The sequence below is a fragment of the Erwinia sp. GW821-FHT03D09 genome (genome assembly GCF_059420805.1).
The window spans coordinates 22,633-47,019 of the sequence record NZ_JBWKUK010000014.1 but is presented as its reverse complement, the minus strand read 5'-3'; the positions used below and the strand labels follow the sequence as shown (position 1 = coordinate 47,019).

Below are 24,387 nucleotides of genomic sequence, written 5' to 3'. Positions count from 1 at the left end.
CGTTTTCCGCCCCGATCAATCCCACTCAGACAACGATCGCCGCCGGGAAACAGCCGTATGACTCAGGCAATACGGCTGACACCGTGAACAGGTTCGTTACTTTTCCGCTTTCGCCAGACGATCCAGCAGCTTCTGGTGAATGCCGCCAAACCCACCGTTGCTCATGACCAGAATGTAGTCGCCCGGCTGAGCTTTTTTGGCAATCATCTCGACCAGCGTATCGACGTCCGCGCTCCACTGCGCAGGCTGCACGCAGGCTTCCGCCACTTCTGCCACCTGCCACGGAATGTGGTGCGGCTGGAAGAGGAACACTTCGTCAGCGCGGCCCAGCGCCGGGGCCAGATCGTCCTTGCTGATGCCCATTTTCATGGTGTTAGAGCGCGGCTCCAGCACGGCGAGAATACGCGCGGTGCCGCCGACTTTGCTGCGCAGCGCCGCCAGCGTGGCGAGGATCGCCGTAGGGTGATGGGCAAAATCGTCATAGACTTTAATGCCGTTGCTTTCACCGCGCAGTTCCAGGCGGCGACGGGCGTTAATAAAGTCGTTAAGCGCACGGCCGGCATCTTCCGGTTTCACGCCGACGTGTCGCGCGGCGGCAATCGCCATCATGCCGTTATGCATGTTGTGCTCGCCCACCAGCGACCAGTTCACCTCAGCAACGCGTTCACCGTCCAGATAGACTTCCCAGTGGGAAGCATCCGGCGTCAGTTTTTTCACCTGCCAGTGGCCGCTATCGCCTACGATCTCCTGCTCGCTCCAGCAGCCCATCGCCATCACCTGCTTCAGGTTCGCGTCGTTTTCCGGCAGGATGATTTTCCCCTGCCCCGGTACAATGCGCACCAGATGATGGAACTGCTTTTGAATCGCCCGCAGATCGTCAAAGATATCCGCGTGATCGAATTCGAGGTTGTTGAGGATCAGCGTGCGCGGGCAGTAGTGAACAAATTTGGAACGCTTGTCAAAAAACGCACAGTCGTACTCGTCCGCTTCAATAACAAAGAATGGGCTTTTTCCTAAATTTGCAGAAACCTCAAAATTGCCTGGCACCCCACCGATGACAAAGCCCGGTTCATAGCCGCAGGCCTGTAAAATCCACGCAGCCATGCCGGCGGTGGTGGTTTTTCCGTGGGTTCCTGCTACCGCAATGACCCAACGGTCACGCAGCACAAAATCATGCAGCCACTGAGGCCCGGAAAGGTACGGAATATTACGTTCCAACACGGCTTCGACACAGGGATTTCCCCGGCTCATCGCGTTGCCAATGATCACTAAATCCGGGGCTGGATCGAGCTGTGATGCATCATAACCCTGAATTAAATCAATACCCTGCTTCTCCAGCAGCGTGCTCATTGGCGGATAGACGTTAGCATCGGAGCCGGTGACGTCGTGTCCCAGCGAACGGGCCAGCATCGCCAGGCCGCCCATAAAGGTGCCACAAATACCGAGAATGTGAATACGCATAGAAGGTCTGTTCCTTATTAGTTCGTCGCACAGTGTAACGCCCCCATCGTGCGGAAGAAACGGATTTACCCTATGTTCTTTACCATTCAATCGGCTAAACTGCGTACGCATACGTTGCAGTTTGTAAAACAGGCTGCTACTCAACCGCAGATTCAGGGATTGTGTTATGAAAACGTTAGGCGAATTCATCGTCGAGAAGCAACACGACTTTCCGCACGCAACGGGTGAACTGACCTCATTGATCTCCGCGATCAAACTGGGCGCAAAAATCATCCACCGCGATATCAACAAAGCAGGCCTGGTTGATATTCTTGGCGCAAGCGGCGCTGAAAATGTGCAGGGCGAGCAACAAATGAAGCTCGATCTGTACGCGAACGAAAAACTGAAAGCCGCGCTGAAGGCCAGGGGTATCGTTGCCGGTATCGCATCTGAAGAAGAAGACGAAATCGTTATCTTTGAGGGTGCAGAAAACGGTAAGTACGTGGTCCTGATGGACCCTCTCGACGGTTCTTCAAATATCGATGTAAACGTTTCCGTTGGAACTATCTTCTCGATTTACCGCCGTATCACCCCGCCTGGCACGCCGGTAACCGAGGAAGACTTCCTGCAGCCGGGTAGCCAGCAGGTCGCAGCAGGCTATGTGGTTTACGGCTCGTCCACCATGCTGGTGTACACCACCGGCTATGGCGTTCACGCCTTTACCTACGATCCGTCACTGGGCGTGTTCTGCCTCAGCGCCGAGAAAATGACCTTCCCGGAGAAGGGTTACACCTACTCCATTAACGAAGGTAACTACATTCGTTTCCCGCAGGGCGTGAAGAAGTACCTCAAGTTCTGTCAGGAAGAGGATCTGGACACCCATCGTCCTTACACCTCGCGCTATATCGGTTCTCTGGTGGCGGACTTCCACCGCAACCTGCTGAAAGGCGGAATTTATCTGTACCCAAGCACGGCCAGCCACCCGAAAGGTAAGCTGCGCCTGCTGTATGAGTGCAACCCGATGGCCTTCCTCGCTGAACAGGCGGGCGGCAAGGCCAGCGACGGTAAAAACCGCATTCTGGATCTGATTCCAGAAACGCTGCACCAGCGTTCACCGTTCTTCGTCGGCAACGACCATATGGTGGATGATACCGAACGTTTCCTGCGTGAATTCCCGGATAACTAACGGTTAATCAGGGCGGTCATGCGACCGTCCTGTTCTTTTGTTCATCCGCTATGCCGGGTGACGTTCAGCACCGATACCTGCGCCCCCATCGCAAAGTTAGTAATTTCCCGCAAATTGTGCTGCTGATAGCCGAGGATCTTTCCGTCGCTCCGCAACTGCGCCATGTCGATCAGCACGACGCCAAGCGTCGGCACGATTTTTTCCTGCCAGATAAACAGATACAGCCGCTCGGTGATTTTTACCGTATGGCAGCGATCAACGTCCGCCAGTCCTTTTTCAACCCCCTCGAGGCAGTGCCAGGCGTAGTTATTCGCGTTGAGGTAGACATGCTCATAGCATTCATGCGGGTTGTAGCGGTACTGATTACGCATGCCGATCAGATCCGGGCTGATGCCGTGAAGCGGCGAATCGGGGTTGCATGGGCCATCAAGCCGCCCGCAGCGTATTTCAACCCGAACCCCGGTCAGCGGCAGCCCCTGTTCAATGCGGCTGAAGGCGGCCAGGCGAATTTGCTGCTCGCTGGGCAGCTGGGCAGCTGGCCAGAAACAAGAGAAAAGCAGCCACGATGATGATCGCAAATCAGCGTCAGCGTACTGCTGCGGCGCTGGGTATCGACAAAATCGATAAACTCAATACCATCACGAATAGCCGTGATCCGGCACGGAACCGCCAGCTGGTGATTCCACTCCAGCATGGCGTCACCGGTAAAGCGGCAGCTTAACTTGCCGCCAACGGGGAAGTGCAGTAGCAGGGCCGATTTATGAGGCGCAACCACCGGTAATACATAACTCTCCCTGGCAAACCCGCCCGCAAGTTCGCCAACCGGGATATAAACTGCTTCAGTGCTCATCATAACCTCCATGGTTTTTTATAGGGTCACGGTACCCTGAACCGACAAGCACCGGGCCCAAAAAGCAGTGTTCATCGTTTCTTACGCACGCTTCATCGTCCTTAAGGACGAAGATAAATCCGCCTGTCTTCACCTAAAGTAGAAAACTGACCAGTGATGCAGCGGAGAGAAACACCATGCGCAATACCGGCTTTTTTCATGATGAACGTTGTTTCTGGCACAGCACCGGGATGCATGCCGCTATCTTACCGATCGGAGGTTGGGTGCAACCGCCCAGCGGCAGCGGCCACGCGGAATCGGCAGAAACCAAGCGGCGGATGAAGAACCTGATGGACGTATCCGGTTTATCCGCGCAGCTTCAGCTGCAGAGCGCCAGTCCCGCCAGTGAAGAAGATCTGCTGCGGGTTCACCCGGCTCACTATTTGCAGCGCTTTAAGCAGATCAGCGATAACGGTGGCGGCATGTTTGGCGAGGATGCGCCAATGGGGCCCGGCAGTTACGAAATCGCACGCCTTTCTGCCGGACTGGCAAGCGCAGCGGTAGCCGCCGTGTTGCAGGGCGAACTGGACAACGCCTACGCACTTTCGCGCCCGCCCGGACACCACTGTCTGCCGGACCAGGCAATGGGATTTTGCTTTCTGGCCAATATCCCGATTGCGATCGAACGGGCGAAAGCCCGCTTCGGCGTGGAACAGGTGGCAGTGATAGACTGGGACGTACACCACGGTAACGGCACCCAATATATTTACCGCCAGCGCAGTGATGTCCTGACCATTTCACTGCATCAGGATCGCTGCTTCCCTCCCGGTTATTCCGGCGAGAACGATCGCGGCGAGGGTGAAGGCTATGGCTACAATGTGAATATTCCCCTGGAGACCGGTGGTGGCCACGATGCCTATCTCTATGCGCTGGATCGCATCGTCATACCGCAGCTGGAAAAATTCCGCCCGCAGCTCATTGTTATCGCCTGCGGCTATGATGCCAACGCGCTGGACCCGCTGGCGCGGATGCAGCTACACAGCGACAGCTTCCGTGAAATGACCGCGCGAATGATGGACGCCGCAGACCGCCTTTGTGACGGCAGGCTGGTGATGGTGCATGAAGGGGGCTATGCCGAAGCCTATGTGCCGTTTTGTGGGCTGGCAGTCATGGAAACCCTGAGCGGTTTCCGCACTGAAGTCACCGATCCGTTACTGGAATTCATTAAACTACAGCAGCCGCGTGAAGCCTGTATTGCGTTCCAGCGCGAGGCGCTCAATCGTTTACAGCAGAAGATAAACCGCTAGCCGGGTCAGAACAATCTGCTATCGCTCCGACGTATTCTTAAACGCTGAAAAAGCGCAGGACTTTAAAGTTGACCTGGCTATAATAGCCGGCACTCAACCTAATATGATTTAAGGAACTCAGAATGAGCCTGAACCATGTACCAGCGGGCAAAGACCTGCCAGAAGATATCTACGTTGTTATTGAGATCCCGGCTAACGCCTCTCCGATCAAATACGAAGTAGACAAAGAGTCTGGCGCTCTGTTCGTAGACCGCTTTATGGCGACAGCAATGTTCTATCCGTGCAACTACGGTTACATCAACAACACCCTGTCTCTGGATGGGGACCCGGTTGACGTACTGGTACCGACTCCATACCCACTGCAGCCTGGTTCAGTAATTCGCTGCCGTCCGGTTGGCGTGCTGAAGATGACCGACGAATCTGGTGAAGATGCCAAGGTTGTTGCGGTACCACACAGCAAACTGACCAAAGAATACGATCACATTAAAGATGTGAACGACCTGCCTGAGCTGCTGCGCGGCCAGATCACCCACTTCTTCGAGCAGTATAAAGCGCTGGAAAAAGGCAAATGGGTTAAGGTTGACGGTTGGGAAGGCGTTGAAGCAGCTAAAGCTGAAATCGTCTCTTCTTTCGAGCGTGCTGCTAAGAAGTAATCTTTGCGCGCTTTGAAGTAAAAAAACACCGCTCAGTTAGCGGTGTTTTTTTTCAGGAAAGAGCGGTTATTCACCGCCCTCTCTTTGCAGCCAGTCACCGCTAACGATGCGCTTTCTGCCTGAGACGGAACGCTGATACACGTACAGCCACGCACTACCGTAAGGGGTTTGTAACAGCTCGCGCTTATACTCCCCGCCGGTTTCTCTCAGAGCATCCAGCTCTCCCAGGGTTGAGGCATCGATCCGATAAACTTCACAATAAACCTGTCCTTCCCCCGGGACAACGCCCGGGTAATGACCAAGGCTGTAGAGCTCGTAGCCGTCGATCAGATGATCGCCCAACCACTGCCCGTTCGTCATCCAGTGACTATTACCTTGCTTGCGTCGCAGACTGCCGTAGACAATTATTCGCATTGCTAGAACTCAAACTGATAAAGCACATCCAGAGCCTGATCTATGCCAGACACTGCTTCCAAATAGAGTTTGGGCATCAGGCGATAACGCAGAGTTAACGTCGCCAGTGAATCAAATATGCCAACACCGTATTTTACCTGTAGACCCGGCAGCACATAGCCGCTGACCTGCACCTGCTGGCTGTCACCAACCCCTGCAGTATCCAGCGCCAGGTTACTGACACCGAAGGTCTCGCCGATTTTACCCACAACTTGACCACTTTGTGCAACCCCCAATCCAACCAGAGCGGAAGTTAATGCGTCGCTGTCGCTGCCGGAGGTTTGCAGACCCTGCCCGCGAAGCAGATAGGACAGCGCTTCCTGCTGCGACATCGCCGGGTCGGAGAAGACCTCCGCCTTCGGCTCATCGGCCAGGCCGGTGACACGAACGCCTGCGGTCACGTCATCTTCGGTGGCTTCCGGGTTACGAATCGCTTCGATGTTGAGATACGGCTGATCCGGCGGACCGGCAAACTGCAGCTCGCCCTTACGCACAATCAGATCCTGCCCGTAGGCGTGGAAGCGCCCGGACGGAATGTTAATCTGGCCGTTCAGCCCCAGACCGCGCTTATCCTGCACCAGCTTCAGATCGCCGTTCAGCTTCGCCTTCAGACCAAAGGCGCTGAGACGCACATCGTCACCAACGTGGATAATCAGGTTGCTGTTGATCGGGATTGAGGTGGATTTCGGCGCAATCGGCTGCAGGTTTTTATCCAGCAGCACCTCATCAGAAGAGACGCCCACCGCACTTTCCGGTACTTCCTGCACCGTTATACGCGCCCAGGGAATATCCACCCGGCCATCCAAATTGAACATTTCCGGCGTGGCCTGAAACACCAGGTCCGGTGAAACATCCATCCGTACCATCGGCGGCACGGTGACCCGCACCCGATCGCCTTTGGCCGCGACGCGTGCCCGCCAGGCATTCAGCTGGCTCCAGTCGGCGTTACCGTTGAGCGCAATCTGGCCCTGTGACGTCTGAATCACCCCTTCCAGCGTTGAGCTCATGCCGTTAAACAGCATGGAAAGGTTAGCGGTGGTCAGGTCCACCGGCATAAAGCTGCCTTCCACATCGACGTTACGCAGGCCAAGCTGCCCGAACACCTGCGGCTTTTGCAGGTTGCCGCCCAGACGCAGGTTGCTGTTCAGCACACCGGAGACTTTTTCACCCTGCATCAGCGCCGGATTGAGCATCGCCAGCGACAGGTTGGTAATATTGACGTTGCCGGAAAGCATGCGGCGCCCCTGCGGATCGGCGATCTGCACGTTGCCGTCCAGCTGCCCGTTGTTGGCAATGCGAATCAGCCAGTCGAGCTGCGCGCGGCCATTTTTCAGCGCCGCGTTCAGGTTCAGCGCGTCGAAGGCGATGGGCAGCGTGTTCCCCTGCACGTCCTGCGCCACTTTCACACCGTTACCTTTCAGCGAGATGCGTCCGGTTGGCAGCGCGCCATCGGCGGTCCAGCTGACGTCCGCATCACCGCTGAACGAACCATTTAGCTGTGTCTCTTCCGGCATAAACGGTTTGATCATCGCCAGGTCAAAGCGGTTCAGCACCACCCGCGCACGCCCGGACGGGCCGGCTTCCACCGTCTGCGGAACGCACAGTTCGGCGTTAGGGTTCTGCCAGCAGTGCGGCCCGATGCTAATAGTCTGTTTGCTGTTGAGGTAGTCCAGGGCAATAGCACGGGTTAAGCGCCATTCACCCACCGGTGTGTCAAAGCGGGTGTTGTTCAGCGTCCCCTGCCAGCGCTGCGTGGCGCGATCGAAGCTGCCGTTCAGCGCCAGCTGGCCGGAAACCGGTTCGCCCTGCATATTCAGCTTCAGCTGGTGCTGCTTCTCGCTGCCGCTGGCATCCAGCGTGAGCTGCGAGATCGACAACGCATCCTGCTTAACCTGATCGACACGCAGATTCAGCTTGCCCTGGATCTGCTCACCGGAGCTGACGTCACCTTTCAGCAGCACGCGGCCAATACGCAGTTCCTGCCAGCGTAGCCCGCTGGCGGTCAGATCGGCCAGCAGCTGCGGGGTTTTCAGATCGCCGCGCGCGCGTATGGTACCTTTTGCCACACCACCCAGGCCCGGCAGGGCGTTATCCAGATGCTGGGCGTCGATATCCGCATCCAGGTTCAGCTTGTCGCCCAGCGAGCCTTTCAGGTTGATGTTGTTACGCCCCAGAATCAGCTTGATGCCGGGAATATCCCACTGGTTGTAGCTGTTGCCGTACAGCGTGCCGTCGGCGCTGATGGCGTTGTTACGCACGTTGCCGCGCAGCTTCAGCTCCGGCACGCGCATCTGCCAGCTGCCACCGTACAGGCTGCCGCGGGTGGTAATTTTACCGTCCAGCTTCGCCGGCCAGTCAGGGTACTGCTTCGCGGTGTTGATGCCGGTCAGAGTCAGCTCGCTGTTCCAGCTAATCGCCTTGCTCCAGTCCACCAGCGCTTTTAGATCGGCGGTGCCCTGCAGTGCGGCCAGCCTCAGTTTTTCGATAGCGAACTGCTCAACGTTGCCTTTGCCATCCAACGTAACTGTAGCGGGCGGCACGCCCTGCCCCTGTAGCGCCGCCTTCAGCGACATCACATAGTCGGTCGCCTTGCCTTTGAAGCTGAAATTGAAGTTGTCTGCTTCGTACTGCGTCGCCCCTTCCAGCGGCCAGCGCAGCTGAGGGCTTTGCAGCGTCATATTCAGCGGCAGGCCTGCTTCGGCAAGACGGGTGTCGGCATCCAGCTGTGCCCGCACCGGGCCGGAAAGATTCAGCGCCAGAGTCAGCGTTTCACGCAGACCGCCGCCGAGGGTCATTTTGATCTTTTCCTCCTTCAGCGGATCGATATTCATCTCGCCGTTAAGGGTGAAGTTCATCGGCCAGTTCCCGCTCAGCGTCGCCTCTCCCTGCGCGTTGAGCTGCCCCTCAACCGCGTCTACATCCAGCGTTTGCAGCGCCAGATGGTTGTTCTCGGTTTTGGCTTTCACCAGCAGGCGATTGATGGTGATATCGGTGTCACCGGTCAGGCGCAACTGCTCACCCAGGATCTGCTGCACATTGACGTCCAGCGGCAGGGTAAATTCTGGAAGATTCGGCAGCAGCGGCTGTTCGAACATCGCTTTTAGCGTTTCCCCCAGCGGTTTTTCTTCCGGCTGCGGATTTTGAATCTTCGGCTGAACCACTTCTTCATTGGCCACTTTCGCGGCTTTCGGCAGAGCGATCAGCAGCCCCTGAATGTGAGTTGGCATCAGCGTCATGCCGCGCCCTTCCCAGTGCATGCCGCTGGTAAAGTCCGCCAGTGAAACCGTCGTGTCGTCAATCTTCACATTGATGTTATGCAACGCCAGTCGGCTTAGCGTCAGCGGATACGGCGTGCTGATTTCGCCGGTCGTGGATTCCTCCTCAACCGGCGGATTCTCCGCTGAGGCCAGCTGTTTGCTGTCCACCACGACATTCACGTCTTTCAGCGAGAGATCGTTGACGCAGAATGCGCTCTGCCTCAAGCAGCCCAGCCGCAGCGCCAGATGAAATTCTCCGGCGTTAACCGCTACGCCAGGCATCTCGTATTTGACGCCCTTCAGCGTCAGATCGCGCCAGCCGCCGTTGACCTGCTGGATTTCCAGCCCCGGCACCCAGCGAGCGGCGGAGTTCAGCACCAGATGCAGTCCGCTGGTGGTGCCCAGCAGAAACGCAATGCCACCCAGCAGCAGCACAATAAAAATAAGTATGCCAATCAGGCCCTTTTTCCACCACTTCATAGTTCAGGCCCCAGTCCAATATAAAACTGAATATCGCGATCGTCCTGGTCACCGATTGGGCGGGCTATATCAACCTTGATTGGCCCTACCGGCGACTGCCAGCGCACGCCGAAGCCCGCGCCGGTCTTAAAGTTGCTCTGTTTGATATCGTTAACGGCTTCACCCGAATCGATAAACACCGCGCCCCACCATTTGCCCGTCACGTTGTACTGGTACTCCAGCGATCCGGTCGCCAGCCTGGAGGCACCTGTCAGCTTGCCATCGTCATCGCGCGGCGAAATGCCTTTGTACTTGTAACCACGAATGCTGCGGTCGCCACCGGCGAAGAAGCGCAGGTCGGGCGGTACTTTTTCAAAATTGTTGGTTTCAATCCAGCCGAGATTACCGCGCACCACAAAGCGATGTTTCTCTTCCAGTGTACGAATCCAGACGTTTTGCGCCTGCACCACCGCGAAGTCAACATCCGATCCCCAGGTGGTATCGGATACGTCCAGCGAGTAGCGCTGCGAGTCACCCCACGTCGGCATCAGGCCACCGCGCGAACGGGTGCGGTTAACGCTAACGCCCGGATAGAGCAGCATAGTGGTGTTGGTGACGCTACCCTGGGTAAAGTGATCGAGGCTCCAGCGCAGGTTAATCGCTCGCTGCCAGCCGCTGGAGCTGTCCCAGTAGCGCGAGGCGGCCAGGGTGGTGGAGTCGGCTTTGGTATCGTTAAGATCGGTGCGCTTCAGACCGCCCTGCAGCAGGTAATACTGCTCCAGCGGGCTTTTCAGTAAAGGCAACTTGTAGCTGAAATCCAGCTGCTGCTCGGGAGCAGAAACATTGGCGCTGGTAGAAAAACTGTGCCCTCGGGAGTTGACCCACGGTTTTTTCCAGGTCGCTTTAACGCGCGGCCCCACGTCAGTCGAGTAGCCCACGCCGGTTTCAATGGTGTTTTCCGTACGCGGCGTTACAACGCCGTGCAGCGGTAAGATTTTGTTTTCGCGGCTTTTATCAAAATCGGGTGCCACAACCACCGAGTTAAACCAGCCCGTCGCGGACAGACGGCGGTTCAGCTCGGCCAGATCGCGCGAGGTGTAGTAATCACCCTGCTTAAACGGCAGCAGGTTTTGCAGATACTCTTCGCGAATCTGCGAGCCTTCAAAGGTCACCGGGCCGAAGCGATAGCGTTGGCCGCTGTCGTAGTCGATATCCCAGAAGGCTTCGCGCCGCTCAACCGATACGCCGAGCTGGCTTTTGCGGTATTCACCATCAAAGTAGCCTTTGCGCAGCGCCAGGCCGGAAAGAGAGCTTTTAAATTTGTCGTACTGGCCATGATTCAGCACGCTGCCAGGCTTTGGCTTTCCATCACGTACCAGCTGCTGCACGTCGGTGTCGGTACGTGCGCCGCCGCGTAAAATAATAGTTTCACCAGCGATTTTTACCGGCTCGCCGGGTGTGACCTTGGCCAACAGTACCGGCCGCCCGCCCTTCGCCGGAGCGGGGCGCAGTTCGAAGTCGATCTGCGGCTCATAATATCCCAGCGCCTTCAGACCCTCTTTTACCGCCACGCTCACGCGCGAACGGAAGCGCCCGTCGGAGGTCACTTCATCGTTAGTAATCGTGGATAAACGCGCCCTGACGTTCTTCTGTAGTTCCCCGGATAATCCTGTCACCTGTAAACGCACATTCGCCGCCTCTGCGGCAGGTGCGGCGATCAGCAAACAAGACATGCAATAGACATGAATTCGTGGCACGCGTACTCCCGTTTTTTGCCAGCCCACCATCCACCGGGCTTAATCTGTAATTATTCAATAGGCTTAATGGAGTTTAACGTGCTCTCCGTATCAAACAAGTTTCAACGCTGTATTTACGGAATGATTCCAGTTTGGATTGCTTTTCACGGTATCTGCCATAAAACACCCGCTGTAAAGTAGCGATCCTCCCACCGCCGGAATTGTAAGCGCTCGTCGGCGCAGCTATAATCGCTGCACAGGCTTTTTCACAACCTGATAACCCTTCTGCCCCGGCGTACTTTGCCGATCTGGCGCAGACATTTTTGGCACGGATAGCCCTGTACGCTCAATACGCTGAATAATGCAGAATCCCGCGCGCTGCCCAGGCCAAAAATGACAAGTGATTAACCCGGCCCCTCTTCATTCGCGCAGTGATAAAACTGAATGCCATAAGAGATGAGCCATTGTATGGATAGTGTATGTTAGACAGCTTGCTTGTCATTTTACTGCTGATTGCGATCAGCTCATTCTTCTCCCTTTCAGAAATCTCTCTGGCAGCCGCCCGTAAAATCAAACTGAAAATCATGGCGGATGAAGGCAACATCAACGCCCAGCGCGTGCTGAAAATGCAGGAAACGCCGGGGATGTTCTTTACCGTCGTGCAGATTGGCCTGAACGCCGTGGCAATTCTTGGCGGTATCGTCGGCGATGCGGCCTTCTCCCCGGCTTTCCGCTCTCTGTTTGAACGGATGTTTGAGCCGGAACTGGCGGAGCGCCTCAGTTTTATCTGTTCCTTCACGCTGGTGACCAGCCTGTTTATTCTGTTTGCTGATCTGTTCCCAAAACGCCTGGGGATGATTGCACCGGAAAGCGTGGCGCTGAAAATCATCAACCCGATGCGTTTCTGCCTGTTCCTGTTCCGCCCGCTGGTGTGGTTCTTTAACGGCGGCGCCAACATTATCTTCCGCCTGTTTAAGATCCCGCTGGTGCGTAAGGACGACATCACTTCAGATGATATTTACGCGGTGGTGGAAGCCGGTGCGCTGGCCGGCGTGCTGCGCAAGCAGGAGCACGAGCTGATTGAGAACGTGTTTGAGCTGGAATCCCGTACCGTGCCGTCGTCGATGACCTCGCGTGAAAACGTCGTCTGGTTCGATCTGCACGAGGATGAGGCCAGCCTTAAAGGGAAAATCGCCCAGCATCCGCACTCCAAGTTCCTGGTGTGTAATGAAGATATCGACCATATCGTTGGCTATGTTGACTCCAAAGAGCTGCTGCTGCGCGTATTGGGCAATCAGAGTATGACGCTGAACAGCGGCGTGCAGATCCGTTCGGCGCTGATTGTGCCGGATACGCTGACGCTGTCTGAAGCGCTGGAAAGCTTTAAAGCCGCGGGTGAAGACTTCGCCGTCATCATGAACGAATATGCGCTGGTGGTGGGGATCATTACGCTGAATGACGTGATGACCACCCTGATGGGCGATCTGGTCGGTCAGGGCATGGAAGAGCAGATTGTAGCCCGCGACGAGAATTCATGGCTGGTTGAGGGCGGTACGCCGATTGATGACGTGATGCGCGTTCTGGACATCGATGAGTTCCCACAGTCCGGCAACTACGAGACAATCGGCGGCTTTATGATGTTTATGCTGCGTAAGATCCCGAAGCGCACCGACTTTGTGAAGTTCCACGGCTATAAGTTTGAGGTGGTGGATATCGACAGCTATCGTATCGATCAGCTGCTGGTCACGCGGGTGGATGCCCGCCCGGCGGCACCGGTGTTGCCGCGCGCGCCGGAAGCGGGTGCCGAAGAGTAACTTTTTGGTGATGGCTGAACGGTGCCAGCGCTGACTGACTGAGGTTACTCAGGGCTTCTGGCGAATGGTGCCAGCGCTGACTGGTCGGGGGCGGCTACGGGCCGGTCCTCTCGCCGCTTCGCGGTGACCTTCACTTCGTTCGTCAGCCTGCCGGACCGGCTCAGACGGTCCATCCCTGGCCCGACCGAGCCTTTCGCCAGCGTCCTGCTGGCGAATCCTGGCCTCCTTTCTACGTTCAGCGCTGCGGATTGCCCGTAGCCGCCCCCGACCAGTCCGCTCTTAACTATCAGAGATGCCTGTTAAAACCCCCCGTTTTCTCAAATTCCTCAATTTGTTTATACGAAGGATTGCACGCTGAATATTGTTCGAAGTGCTGTTCACTTTCTTTCTCTCAGCTGGCTTCGCTGAAATCGCTATGCCCGCTGGCCTGGTTTTAGCCCCAATGCCAGACAGAAGAAAAACGCGTCTGAGCGAGGAGTCTTATTTCTGGCAGCGAGTCAGCCTCTGCGGCGGCCGGGCAATCCACAGCGCTGAGGTGCAGGCGGCGGGACCGGAGAGACCCGCATGGACGCGGGACTCAGGCGTGGCGCGGGCAGGACGCCCGCTCCACGCCGATCCGCAAGGCCCGCAGCCGAAACCGAAGGTACCACGCAAAGCGTGGCGCGAGGACCGCCCGGTAGCCGCAGAGGCTGAACCTCGATCTCCGAAACCACCAGCAACTAGCAACTAGCCAGAATTGCATTTCCAGCCAACAGGCAACAAAAAAGCCGCTCTCAACAAGATAGCGGCTTCTTACTCTCTAACGAGCATCACACCCCAGTGAGCCTTCTCTTACATCAGTTAAACTCTGACTGGAGGCGCAAAACCTGGCGATTCACTTCTGACATCACACTAAAATGCTGCTTATCCTTCACGCGTGGAAGCAAGATCTTACCTTTATCGAACTCAAACGCACCAACATCCTTAATATACAGCCGACCACGAAACAGGGTCTTAACGTACTTAGCAACCTGAAGTGGGTTATAACGTTGGAATATTTTCATTGTTGATTGTACTCCTGAATATTTAACGTACGCTCCGTCCGTAACCAAATCAGAGACGAATCCGTGAAGCGCAAAGTGATTAGACTATAGAACACTGATTGCTTTCTATGTCCTTAATTCCCAATTTTTTTACTACGTTTACACATCATTACAGAGCACTATGTCATTTTAACGACAAGTCACAGTATAAACCTTCAATCCACAGGGTTTTGTGCAGTGTGTTGCAAAGATGTTATTTCGATGCGACAGCAGCATCATCCACACTTATTATTACATCTGCGTGAACAACTGGTCCGATCACATTCCGTTGGAGCCATTATGATCAAAGTTCGACATTTCCTTGCGCTGACCTGCCTGCTGCTTCCGTTTATCGCTGGCGCGCATAATTTGGCAGAGAATCAACGCGTCCCTCCGGTCGGCATCGCTGACAAAGGAGAACTGGTGTATCAACAAGATAAGTTTAGCTATAAAAACTGGAATAGCGCGCAGCTGGTGGGAAAAGTGCGGGTGATCCAGCATATTGCCGGTCGCTCGTCCGCTAAGGAGCAAAATGCCGCGCTGGTTGAGGCGATCAAAGCCGCGAAACTACCGCACGATCGCTATCAGACCACCACCATTGTGAATACTGACGATGCGATTCCCGGCACCGGAATGTTTGTGCGCAGCAGCATCGAGAGCAATAAGAAGCAGTACCCCTGGTCGCAGTTTATTATCGACAGCAACGGCAGCGTGCTAAAGGCATGGCAGTTGCAGAGCGGTGGATCGGCGATTGCCGTGTTGGATAAAGAGGGCAAGGTTCGCTTCGTTAAGGACGGCGCGCTGACACAGGATGAGGTTAAGCAGGTGATAGCGCTACTGCAGGAGCTTTTAAAATAATGTCAGTCCGGCTGGAGACAGACACGGTCTCCAGCCGCTGCGCTAACGATCAAAAGATCGAGACGCGGAACCCCGGATTGAGGAAGGATTCACGCGGCGTATAGTCCAGCGTTTTCCCCTGCCAGTCGTTAACGTGCGCGCCCGCCGCCAGAGCTACCGCATGGCCTGCACCGGTATCCCAGATATTTGTCGGCCCGAAGCGCGGATAAAGCTGCGCTTTGCCTTCCGCAACCAGGCAAAACTTCAGCGATGAACCAATTGCCGTGGTCTGATGCTCGCCCATCTGATCGAGGTATTCTTTCAGCTCCAGATCGGATGCCGCGTGTGAACGGCTGATCACCACCAGCGGAGGGTGGGCTTCACGGACCTGAATCTGCGCTTTATGGCCACCCTCTTCTTTCCACGCCTTACCGTTCGCTGCGGAGTACATCACGTCCAGTACCGGCGCATACACCACGCCCAGAACCGGCTTTCCGCCTTCAATCAGCGCGATATTGACAGTAAACTCACCGTTGCGCTTGATAAACTCTTTCGTCCCGTCCAGCGGGTCCACCAGCCAGTAGCTCTTCCAGCCCTGACGAGTCTGCCAGTCGGCCGGATCTTCTTCAGAGAGTACAGGGATCTGCGGGGAAAGCGCCTGTAGTCCGGCAACAATAATTTTATGCGCCGCAATGTCCGCCGCCGTTACCGGGGAATCATCGGATTTGCGTGCCACGTCCACCGGCGTGGGTGCGTTATACACCTGCATAATTGCGTCACCCGCTTCACGTGCCAGCTGGCAAATTTGTTCTAACACTTTCCACCTCCCGATCGGATTCATACTGGCCTGCTACACCGAGCAAACGCCAAAACATTCTACTGAGAATAGCAGTTCACCGCTTACCTGGTTAGCCATTAATTTTCAAAAGCATAGCGTAGAACGCCTTTGTGATGACACCGTTTTGATTATTTTCTGCCATAGCGCCATCGTTCCTCACCGTTTGGGTTTTTACGGAAAATCACGGCCAATTGTCAGCTTTCGATCACATTTTTTTGCATCATAACGATAAATTTTCATATTTTTCTGCGAAGGTTATCGAAATTCAGTCAGGCATCAGAAAGGGAGATAACATGTTTAAACCTGGCATCACGCTGCTCGCACTGCTGGTCAGCGGCACATTACAGGCCGCCACGGTCGATTTTCGCATTCTGGAAACCACCGACCTGCACAGTAATATGATGGACTTCGATTACTACAAGGATCAGCCCACCGATAAATATGGCCTTGTGCGCACAGCCTCACTGATCGCTGCTGCGCGCCAGCAGGTAACGAATAGCGTACTGGTTGATAACGGTGACGTGATTCAGGGCAGCCCGCTGGGGGATTATATGGCAGCTAAGGGGCTGAATAAGGGAGAGACTCATCCGGTTTATAAAGCGATGAACACCCTGAACTACAGCGTTGGCAACCTGGGCAATCATGAATTTAATTACGGCCTCGACTATCTGCAAAAGGCGATCGCCGGCGCGCGTTTCCCCTACGTTAATGCCAATATTATTGATGTCGCCAGCGGTAAACCGCTATTTACGCCTTTTCTGATTGAATCGGTGAAGGTGCGCGACCGCGAGGGGAAAGCTCATACGTTGAAGGTCGGCTATATCGGCTTTGTGCCGCCGCAGATTATGGTCTGGGACAAAAAGAACCTCAGCGGTAAGGTCACGGTGGATGACATCACCGCCACCGCGAAAAAATGGGTGCCGGAAATGCGCGCTCAGGGTGCCGATATCGTTGTGGCGATCCCGCATTCCGGCCTATCCAGCGAGCCGTATCACGCGCTGGCGGAAAACTCCGTTTACTACCTCAGCCAGGTTCCGGGCATTGATGCCATTATGTTTGGCCACGCGCACGCCGTATTCCCCAGCGCCGACTTCGCCGCCATTAAGGGCGCTGACATCGAGCAGGGGACGCTCAATGACATTCCGGCAGTGATGCCCGGGATGTGGGGCGATCACCTCGGCGTGGTCGATCTGGTGCTGAATAACGAGAGTGGCAGCTGGAAGGTGATCGGTGCCAAAGCAGAAGCACGGCCAATCTATGATAAGGCAGCGAAAAAGTCGCTGGCGGCGGAAGATCCGGCGCTGGTGAAAGTGCTGGCCGACGATCATAACGGTACGCGTGAGTTTGTCAGCCAGCCGATTGGCAAATCCGCCGACGTGATGGCCAGCTATCTGTCGCTGGTGCAGGACGATCCGACCGTACAAATCGTCAATAATGCCCAGCGAGACTATACCGAGCGCTTTATCCAGGGCGATCCCGATCTTGCTCGTCTACCAGTACTCTCGGCCGCTGCACCGTTCAAGGCCGGAGGCCGTAAAAACGATCCCGCCAGCTATGTAGAAGTGGATAAAGGCCAGCTGACGTTCCGTAACGCCGCCGACCTCTATCTTTATCCCAACACGCTGGTGGTGATGAAAGTCAGCGGTGCCCAGGTGAAAGAGTGGCTGGAGTGCTCCGCCGGGCAGTTTAATCAGATTGATATTCATAACAGCAGGCCGCAGTCGCTGATTAACTGGGACTTCCGCACCTACAATTTCGATGTGATTGACGGCGTGAACTACCAGATCGATATCACCCAACCTGCGCGTTATGACAGCGAATGCCAGATGATCAATCCGGAAAGCTCGCGGATTCGTGATTTAACCTTCAAGGGTAAACCCATCGATCCGAAAGCCAGTTTCCTCGTAGCCACTAACAACTATCGCGCGTACGGCGGTAAGTTCGCGGGAACGGGTGAAAAACAGATCGCGTTTGCCTCGCCGGATGAGAACCGCTCAGTCGTCGCTGCCTATATCAGCGCACAGACGAAGGCGCAGGGTGAGGTAAGACCGCAGGCAGATAATAACTGGCGGCTGGCGCCGATACTCAGCGATACGCCGCTGGATATTCGTTTTGAGACTGCGCCGGGGGAAAAAGCCGCTGAGTTTATTCGCACTCACGCGCAGTATCCGCTTAAGCAGGTGGCAACAGATGAGACAGGTTTTGCGATTTATCAGCTGAAACTGCAATAGCAGGAGAACGGGCGCACCCCGCAGGGCGCGCCTGAGGGATTACAGAATTTCCAGCAGTTCGACTTCGAATACCAGCGTGCTGTATGGCGGGATTGATGCGCCAGCACCGCGCTCGCCGTAAGCCAGGTTGTGAGGGATAACCAGCTCCCACTTAGAGCCAACCGGCATCAGAGTCAGTGCTTCGATCCAGCCTGGGATCACGCCGTTGACCGGGAATTCTGCCGGTTCGCCGCGCTGTACGGAGCTGTCAAATACGCTACCGTCGATCAGTTTACCGGTGTAGTGAACGCGTACGCGATCCTGACGGGATGGGATGGCACCTTCACCCTGAGTCAGCACGCTAAACTGCAGGCCGGTTTCGGTGCTGCTGACGCCGTCACGTTTCGCATTCTCTTCCAGGAATTTCTGACCTTCTACCGCCAGCGCTTTCTGACGCTCCTGGCGCACAACTTCAGCACGCTCATGAACTTCACGCAGCGCGCGGTGAACAACATCAACAGGAACAGCCGGGGCATTCCCTTCCAGCGCATCACGCAGACCCGCCAGTAGCGCCTCTGGTTGCAGACCCTGCAGACCAGATTCCTGCAGCTGCTGGCCAACCTGTAAACCGATACCGTAACTTGCTTGCGCTTCTACACTGTCAAAAGAAGGGGTTGTCATGGATTTTCCTTTCATCATTGATAAAACAGAAGCCGAAGCATAACAGCGCAGAGAACGTGCGTAAAATCCCATCTTCTACTGGTGACTTTTGATCGCGAAAGAGAAACAATAATGTCTTCAATTATTCAGAATGCTCAAATGGTTACCGCACAGCGTGTCTTTCCCATTCCCAGAATAAAAACAGACCACGTTTGTCCAGATTGCGGAATTTTTTCACCCTACGGGTAACCGGCTCAGCTACAGTGTATTCAGAGGTATAAATGGGCCAAATTGCCCGCCGGCGCAGGAAAAGCCAGCCACGTTTCTCTTTCGCATGGAAAAGCTGGATGGCCAGAGTCTTACTGATGGCGCGCAGCGTGCGCCGAAAGGAGGAAGCTATGCCAAACGCATCGAAAGTTTCACGCTCCCCCGCGTGGTTCAGCCATATCTGGCACCTGCCGGATAAGATGCGCTGGATGGACCCGCTCCCCGCTCCCCACCGTCGCGGTATTATCGCCGCCGTCGTAGTGATCGTACTCGCTTTCCTGTGGCCAGCCCCTTCCCCACAGCGAGCACCGGTTACGCCGCTGCAAAGCGGTTCTGAGGGGACTGAAGTGCCGTTACAGGCGAATATCGCCGACGACTTCCCGCAGGCCAGCAGCACGCAGGGTGATTCACGCGGGCAGTGGCGCAACTATACGATTGCATCCGGCCAGACGCTGGCGCAGCTGTTTCGCGATAATAATCTGCCGGTGAACGATGTTTTCGCCATGGCGCAGGTTGAGGGCAATGATAAGCCACTCAGCACGCTGAATACGGGCCAGAGAGTGAAGATTCGGCTAAATGCAGCAGGCATTGTGACGGGGTTAACGCTGGAGTCAGCGGGCAGGGAGATTCTGTTTACCCGCCAGGCAGATGGGTCATTTATTCGCGCTCAGTAACGCGTTGGCAAAGCTGGGGATGCACAGCGTCTTCAGCTTTCAGCAGAAACAAAAACGCCGGCACGAGGCCGGCGTTTTTAATTGCCAGAAGCGATTAAGCTTCAGCAACTACATTCACGATCAGTTTCGCGAATACTTCGCTGTGAACCTGGAAGTCCACTTCGTGCTCACCGGTGGTGCGCAGAACGCCGTTCGGCAGACGAACTTCGCTCTTAGCCACTTCAACGCCAGCTGCAGTTACAGCGTCAGCGATGTCGCGGGTACCGATAGAACCGAACAGTTTACCTTCGTCGCCTGCTTTAGACGCGATGGTAACGGTGCCCAGTGCGTTGATTTTCTCAGCGCGAGCGTTAGCAGCAGACAGAACGTCAGCCAGTTTGGCTTCCAGCTCTGCACGGCGTGCTTCGAAGAACTCAACGTTTTTCTTGGTAGCAGGAACAGCTTTGCCCTGTGGTACCAGGAAGTTACGAGCGTAGCCCGCTTTAACGTTTACCTGGTCGCCCAGGGTGCCCAGGTTTGCTACTTTATCAAGCAGAATAACTTGCATTACCTTATCCTCTTAAAGTCGTTAATAGACAGTTGCCGTTACTGATGACGATCGGTGTACGGCAGCAGGGACAGGTAACGCGCGCGCTTGATAGCACGAGCCAGCTGACGCTGGTATTTTGCACGAGTACCGGTGATACGGCTTGGTACGATCTTGCCGCTTTCAGTGATGTAGTTTTTCAGCGTTGCGATATCTTTATAATCGATCTCTTGAACGCCTTCCGCGGTGAAACGGCAGAACTTGCGACGACGGAAATAACGTGCCATTTGGCTAGTCTCCAGAATCTATCAATTCAATCTGCTCGGCATGCAGTACGAGTTTGTTCAGGCCGTTGCGCCCTTGATGGCTGCAAATAAAACCCTGAACCGTGACCTGCGTGCCGACCGTTATACTTTGAGTAATGGCCTGATGGGCTTTGCCGCTGATAATCACCGGCATACGGCACCAGGCTTGCCGGGTAAAACCGGCTTCCACCTGCTGTGATCGATGCTCAAGCACGAACTGGCAGTGTGGAATTCCTGACGGACTGACTTTTCGCATCGGCGTCTTGCACACGGTGCCAGACAGCGTCAGACGGTTAGCCGTCATAGAAATTACTCTTCAGAATCCCCAGCATCTGCATCATCAGAGGTTTCGTTAGCAAAATCTTCACGACGCTCACGGCGCTCGTCTTTCGCTTTAACCATCGGAGATGCTTCGGTTACCGCGTGCTTAACGCGCATAACCATGCTGCGGATAACGGCGTCGTTGAAGCGGAAGTTAGTTTCCAGCTCATCGATCGCTTCCTGCGGAGCTTCAACGTTCAGCAGAACGTAGTGAGCTTTGTGCAGTTTGTTGATCGGGTAAGCCAGCTGACGACGGCCCCAGTCTTCCAGGCGGTGGATCGTACCTTCTGCACCAGTGATGGTGGCAGAGTAGCGCTCGATCATGCCAGGAACCTGTTCGCTCTGGTCAGGGTGAACCATAAATACGATTTCGTAATGACGCATCGAATTTGCTCCTTACGGATTATTCAGCCTCCTGTCGGGGTCAGCCGCGGCCCATGGAAGCAAGGAACGTTATAAGCCGTAACCAACGATTAGCAGGCTACAACTTGAGAATGCGGCTGAAAAATTGACGCGTAATCATACTGGCGAGGGTTAGGAAACACAAGGTAAAGATCGATCGCGCAGAGAAATAAAACGCGGCCGCGGCACGGGCGATAAATTCTTGCTAAACGCCGCTGCGACAGCCGCCGCCGGGGCAGGATTCTGCTCATCTGCCACAGGGATTTCAGGGGAAATCATCTCCCTCTGACGGGGAATGACGTAAACTCATGCTACTGCCATCAAAGAGAGTTGAAGATGCGTCCGATCATTGCGTTATCCGTCATCCTGCTGCTGAGCGCCTGCAGCGCGCTGAAAACCACGCCCCAGCCGCCTCCGCCGCCAGCAAGCCACGCGCAGGAGATCGTCCGCGCCCAAACCACAACCCTGACCCGACTGGGTACCGCCAGCGTGACGGTGCGCGGTTCCCCGGACGATGCCGAGCGGGCGCTGGCGGAAAAAGCCAACGCCAGCGGGGCCCGCTACTACCTTATCCAACTGGTGAGCGAAACGGTCGCGCCCGGCATGTGGTACGCTTCGGCGATCTTCTATGGCCCTTCAGCTCATGCCGCTGGCGCGCAGTAGCAGGCACTGGCAAACCTCATCGGGGATTGCCGCGCCTCCACGTGAGTCCAGCTGCTGGCGGCACCACGCATCCGCCAGCGGCGGCTCAAGATGGCGCAATACCTGTTCAGCGGTCACCAGCGCAAATAGCCGCTCAACCAGGCTTCTGGCACGGGCTTCATCCGGCTGGCGCAGCATGAGCCTGAGCTGCCGCCACTGCTGGTCAACATGTCGGTTAACACCTTTCACCTCGGCAAACTGCGCGTCCAGCCGTTCAGCAATCGCGGGCTGCTTAAGTAAGACTCGCAGCACATCCAGGCACATCACGTTTCCTGAGCCCTCCCAGATGCTGTTAACCGGCATCTCACGATAGAGCCGGGGCAGTTCGCTGTCCTCGCAGTAGCCGATGCCGCCAAGTACCTCCATCGATTCGGCAACAAAAGGGATACCGCGTTTACAGATAACGTATTTGGCAGCGGGGGTTAGCAGGCGGCTGTAGCCACGTTCGGCGTCATCTTTGACATCAGACCAGGCACGAGCAAGACGCATCAGCAGCGCCGTTTGTCCTTCCAGTACCAGCGCCTGCGAGGCCAGTACCTGACGCATCAGCGGCTGATCCACCAGCATTTTACCCTGCACCTGCCGCTGATGGGCATGGTAGAGCGCCACCGAAAATGCACGACGCATCTGCCCGTGGCTGCCCAGCGCGCAGTCAAAGCGCGTGTATCCGCCCATTTTCAGGATTTGCCGCACCCCTTCGCCCTCGTCGCCAATGAGCCAGCCGATCGCATCCCTGAACTCCACTTCACTACTGGCATTGGAGCGGTTGCCGAGCTTGTCTTTCAGGCGCTCAATCTGTACAGCATTGCGCTCCCCGTTCGGCAGCAATCGCGGCAGGAAGAAGCAGGAGAGACCAGCGGAAGTCTGCGCCAGCACCAGATGGGCATCGCTTTGCGGCACCGAGAAAAACCATTTGTGCCCTGTCAGCCGGTAGCATTCACCGGGGCCACTATGGCTGACGGGGTCAGCGCGGGTGGTATTGCTCAGCACATCGGTTCCGCCCTGCTTTTCGGTCATTCCCATGCCAATCAGCAGGCCGCGCTTTTGTTCACCAGGCTGAAGATGGGCATCGTAGCGATCGGAGAGCAGGCCCGGCAGCCAGCCGTGAAAGTCAGCCGGCAAATAGCGCTGTAGCAGCGGAATAGCGCCAAATGTCATGGTGATCGGGCATAGCGTCCCGGCCTCGACCTGAGCATGCAGGATGAAACGGGCAGCGCGCGCCACGAAGGCATTCTCTGGTGCATCAGGCTGCCACGGCAGGTTGTGTACTCGATTCGCACACAGCCCCTGCATCAGCAGATGCCACGCAGGATGGAAACGCACATCATCCAGCCTTTCCCCCGTGGCATCGTAACGCAGCAGCTCCGGCGGATTACGGTTCGCCAGCCTTCCCAGTTCAAGCGATTCCGCGCTGCCCAGCTGCTGCCCGACTGAGGCCAGGCGTTCAGCATCCCAGCCAGCACCGTGGCGCAGCACGGCGGTGCGCAGCGGAATATCGGAAAGAAACAAATTGCTGTTGCTGAGGGGAGAGGGTTGATTGAAAACAGTATGGGTTTTCCAGTCCATCACGGCATCCTGTTTAAAACGGGCCAGATGACAGGATAAAACGGGTGGCGGAGAATGCTGGGGCGCAGGTCACGCCCCGAACAATTTACTTAACGCTGCGCTGACGTACCGCTTCAAACAGACAAATACCTGTCGCGACGGAAACGTTCAGTGAAGACACGCTGCCCGCCATCGGAATGCTAATCAGTTCGTCGCAGTGTTCGCGCGTCAGACGGCGCATGCCTTCGCCTTCCGCACCCATCACCAGCGCCATCGGACCGGTCATTTTGCTCTGGTACAGGTCGTGGTCGGCCTCACCGGCGGTGCCGACGATCCACACGTTGGATTCCTGCAACTGGCGCATGGTGCGTGCCAGGTTGGTCACGCGGATCAGCGGCACATGTTCGGCAGCACCGCTAGCCACTTTCTTCGCGGTCGCATTCAGGGCGGCGGAGCGATCTTTCGGTACGATAACCGCATGAACGCCCGCGGCGTCGGCGCTGCGCAGGCAGGCCCCCAGGTTATGCGGGTCGGTCACGCCGTCGAGGATCAGGAAGAACGGGCTTTCCAGGCTCTCCAGCAGATCGGGCAGATCCCCTTCCTGATACTGGCGGCCCGGTTTAATGCGGGCAATAATGCCCTGATGCACCGCACCCTCAGATTTGCTGTCCAGCATCTGCTTGTTCGCCACCTGAATCACCACGCCCTGCGCCTCCAGCGCTTTCACCAGCGTCTGTAAGCGGCGATCGTCGCGCCCTTTCTGGATAAAGACTTCCTGGAAACGCTGCGGGTCGCTGTCCAGCAGCGCCTGCACGGCGTGGATACCAAAAACAATTTCACTCATGGTTCAGTTACTCAAAGGTCATCATTCAGTTGAAAGGGGCAAACGCGTCAACGCTCGCCCC

General features: G+C 56.0%; 23 protein-coding genes. 8 read left to right on the top strand and 15 right to left on the bottom strand.

Translation table 11 applies throughout. From position 1 onward, the window contains the following. Window positions 1–96 precede the first annotated feature (96 nt). The gene (mpl, locus tag AC07U6_RS15035) at window positions 97–1,461 is read right to left on the bottom strand and encodes a UDP-N-acetylmuramate:L-alanyl-gamma-D-glutamyl-meso-diaminopimelate ligase (protein WP_494763954.1); all 1,365 of its coding nucleotides are present in this window, start codon (window positions 1,459–1,461) and stop codon (window positions 97–99) included. A gap of 166 nt (window positions 1,462–1,627) precedes the next feature. Here mpl and fbp point away from each other — a divergent pair, with 166 nt between their 5' ends. Further along, entirely contained in the window at window positions 1,628–2,626 is a 999-nt protein-coding gene (gene fbp / locus AC07U6_RS15030; RefSeq protein WP_494763955.1) for a class 1 fructose-bisphosphatase, read from the top strand. 41 nt (window positions 2,627–2,667) lie between these two features. Here fbp and AC07U6_RS15025 read toward each other — a convergent pair whose 3' ends face one another. Together AC07U6_RS15025 and AC07U6_RS15020 are read right to left on the bottom strand one after the other, a co-directional pair. Then, complete coding sequence (locus tag AC07U6_RS15025) at window positions 2,668–2,997, bottom strand: MoaF C-terminal domain-containing protein (protein WP_494763956.1); 330 nt, start codon at window positions 2,995–2,997, stop codon at window positions 2,668–2,670. 92 nt (window positions 2,998–3,089) lie between these two features. Further along, entirely contained in the window at window positions 3,090–3,476 is a 387-nt protein-coding gene (locus AC07U6_RS15020; protein WP_494763957.1) for a MoaF N-terminal domain-containing protein, read from the bottom strand. Window positions 3,477–3,652: 176 nt separating this feature from the next. Between AC07U6_RS15020 and AC07U6_RS15015 the strand changes: the two genes are divergently transcribed. Together AC07U6_RS15015 and ppa are read left to right on the top strand one after the other, a co-directional pair. Next, complete coding sequence (locus AC07U6_RS15015) at window positions 3,653–4,762, top strand: class II histone deacetylase (RefSeq protein WP_494763958.1); 1,110 nt, start codon at window positions 3,653–3,655, stop codon at window positions 4,760–4,762. Between the two features lie 122 nt (window positions 4,763–4,884). Further along, window positions 4,885–5,415 (top strand): inorganic diphosphatase, encoded by a 531-nt coding sequence (gene ppa / locus AC07U6_RS15010; protein ID WP_494763959.1) that lies wholly within the window; start codon window positions 4,885–4,887, stop codon window positions 5,413–5,415. Between the two features lie 66 nt (window positions 5,416–5,481). On the opposite strand, the gene AC07U6_RS15005 is transcribed toward ppa, so the two are convergent. Genes AC07U6_RS15005 through tamA form a run of 3 tightly spaced genes read right to left on the bottom strand, consistent with a single transcriptional unit; the run spans window position 5,482 to window position 11,317 of the window. Then, complete coding sequence (locus AC07U6_RS15005) at window positions 5,482–5,829, bottom strand: gamma-glutamylcyclotransferase family protein (RefSeq protein WP_494763960.1); 348 nt, start codon at window positions 5,827–5,829, stop codon at window positions 5,482–5,484. 2 nt (window positions 5,830–5,831) lie between these two features. Next, window positions 5,832–9,605, bottom strand: a complete 3,774-nt coding sequence (gene tamB / locus AC07U6_RS15000) for an autotransporter assembly complex protein TamB (RefSeq protein WP_494763961.1) — start codon at window positions 9,603–9,605, stop codon at window positions 5,832–5,834. Next, on the bottom strand, window positions 9,602–11,317 hold the full coding sequence (tamA, locus tag AC07U6_RS14995) for an autotransporter assembly complex protein TamA (RefSeq protein WP_494763962.1): 1,716 nt from the start codon (window positions 11,315–11,317) through the stop codon (window positions 9,602–9,604). Before tamA ends, tamB begins: the two co-directional genes overlap by 4 nt. A gap of 482 nt (window positions 11,318–11,799) precedes the next feature. On the opposite strand from tamA, the gene paeA reads away from it, so the two are divergent. Further along, window positions 11,800–13,134 (top strand): polyamine export protein PaeA, encoded by a 1,335-nt coding sequence (gene paeA / locus AC07U6_RS14990; protein ID WP_494763963.1) that lies wholly within the window; start codon window positions 11,800–11,802, stop codon window positions 13,132–13,134. Between the two features lie 836 nt (window positions 13,135–13,970). On the opposite strand, the gene AC07U6_RS14985 is transcribed toward paeA, so the two are convergent. Continuing rightward, window positions 13,971–14,177: a DUF1107 domain-containing protein gene (locus AC07U6_RS14985; RefSeq protein WP_105592072.1), complete on the bottom strand. Its 207-nt coding sequence runs from the start codon at window positions 14,175–14,177 to the stop codon at window positions 13,971–13,973. A 318-nt stretch (window positions 14,178–14,495) separates the two neighbouring features. Here AC07U6_RS14985 and AC07U6_RS14980 point away from each other — a divergent pair, with 318 nt between their 5' ends. Continuing rightward, complete coding sequence (locus AC07U6_RS14980) at window positions 14,496–15,053, top strand: YtfJ family protein (RefSeq protein ID WP_494763964.1); 558 nt, start codon at window positions 14,496–14,498, stop codon at window positions 15,051–15,053. A 49-nt stretch (window positions 15,054–15,102) separates the two neighbouring features. Here the strand turns inward: AC07U6_RS14980 and cysQ are convergent, their stop codons facing one another. Beyond that, complete coding sequence (cysQ, locus tag AC07U6_RS14975) at window positions 15,103–15,849, bottom strand: 3'(2'),5'-bisphosphate nucleotidase CysQ (protein WP_494763965.1); 747 nt, start codon at window positions 15,847–15,849, stop codon at window positions 15,103–15,105. A 314-nt stretch (window positions 15,850–16,163) separates the two neighbouring features. Here cysQ and AC07U6_RS14970 point away from each other — a divergent pair, with 314 nt between their 5' ends. Beyond that, window positions 16,164–18,101: a bifunctional 2',3'-cyclic-nucleotide 2'-phosphodiesterase/3'-nucleotidase gene (locus AC07U6_RS14970; protein ID WP_494763966.1), complete on the top strand. Its 1,938-nt coding sequence runs from the start codon at window positions 16,164–16,166 to the stop codon at window positions 18,099–18,101. A 39-nt stretch (window positions 18,102–18,140) separates the two neighbouring features. Here the strand turns inward: AC07U6_RS14970 and bamJ are convergent, their stop codons facing one another. Continuing rightward, window positions 18,141–18,761: a BamJ family beta-barrel-assembly machinery protein gene (gene bamJ / locus AC07U6_RS14965; RefSeq protein WP_494763967.1), complete on the bottom strand. Its 621-nt coding sequence runs from the start codon at window positions 18,759–18,761 to the stop codon at window positions 18,141–18,143. Between the two features lie 377 nt (window positions 18,762–19,138). Between bamJ and AC07U6_RS14960 the strand changes: the two genes are divergently transcribed. Next, on the top strand, window positions 19,139–19,681 hold the full coding sequence (locus tag AC07U6_RS14960) for an OapA family protein (RefSeq protein WP_494763968.1): 543 nt from the start codon (window positions 19,139–19,141) through the stop codon (window positions 19,679–19,681). A gap of 94 nt (window positions 19,682–19,775) precedes the next feature. Here the strand turns inward: AC07U6_RS14960 and rplI are convergent, their stop codons facing one another. From rplI to rpsF, 4 genes are read right to left on the bottom strand one after another with little or no spacing between them, the layout of a single operon-like run. Then, entirely contained in the window at window positions 19,776–20,228 is a 453-nt protein-coding gene (gene rplI, locus AC07U6_RS14955; protein ID WP_105592076.1) for a 50S ribosomal protein L9, read from the bottom strand. 38 nt (window positions 20,229–20,266) lie between these two features. After that, a complete protein-coding gene (gene rpsR, locus AC07U6_RS14950; protein ID WP_000135199.1) occupies window positions 20,267–20,494 on the bottom strand; it encodes a 30S ribosomal protein S18 in 228 nt (75 codons plus the stop codon). A gap of 4 nt (window positions 20,495–20,498) precedes the next feature. After that, window positions 20,499–20,816 carry a primosomal replication protein N gene (priB, locus tag AC07U6_RS14945; RefSeq protein ID WP_123331634.1) on the bottom strand — a complete coding sequence of 106 codons (318 nt, stop codon included), beginning with the start codon at window positions 20,814–20,816 and terminating at the stop codon, window positions 20,499–20,501. A 5-nt stretch (window positions 20,817–20,821) separates the two neighbouring features. Further along, on the bottom strand, window positions 20,822–21,217 hold the full coding sequence (rpsF, locus tag AC07U6_RS14940) for a 30S ribosomal protein S6 (protein WP_004160104.1): 396 nt from the start codon (window positions 21,215–21,217) through the stop codon (window positions 20,822–20,824). A gap of 354 nt (window positions 21,218–21,571) precedes the next feature. On the opposite strand from rpsF, the gene bsmA reads away from it, so the two are divergent. Next, window positions 21,572–21,898, top strand: a complete 327-nt coding sequence (bsmA, locus tag AC07U6_RS14935) for a biofilm peroxide resistance protein BsmA (RefSeq protein ID WP_494763969.1) — start codon at window positions 21,572–21,574, stop codon at window positions 21,896–21,898. Here the strand turns inward: bsmA and AC07U6_RS14930 are convergent. Together AC07U6_RS14930 and rlmB are read right to left on the bottom strand one after the other, a co-directional pair. Next, on the bottom strand, window positions 21,872–23,503 hold the full coding sequence (locus AC07U6_RS14930) for an isovaleryl-CoA dehydrogenase (RefSeq protein ID WP_494763970.1): 1,632 nt from the start codon (window positions 23,501–23,503) through the stop codon (window positions 21,872–21,874). The two genes, bsmA and AC07U6_RS14930, sit on opposite strands and share 27 nt — an antisense overlap. Before the next feature lie 85 nt (window positions 23,504–23,588). After that, window positions 23,589–24,326 (bottom strand): 23S rRNA (guanosine(2251)-2'-O)-methyltransferase RlmB, encoded by a 738-nt coding sequence (gene rlmB / locus AC07U6_RS14925; RefSeq protein WP_105592080.1) that lies wholly within the window; start codon window positions 24,324–24,326, stop codon window positions 23,589–23,591. Between the last annotated feature and the right edge of the window lie 61 nt (window positions 24,327–24,387).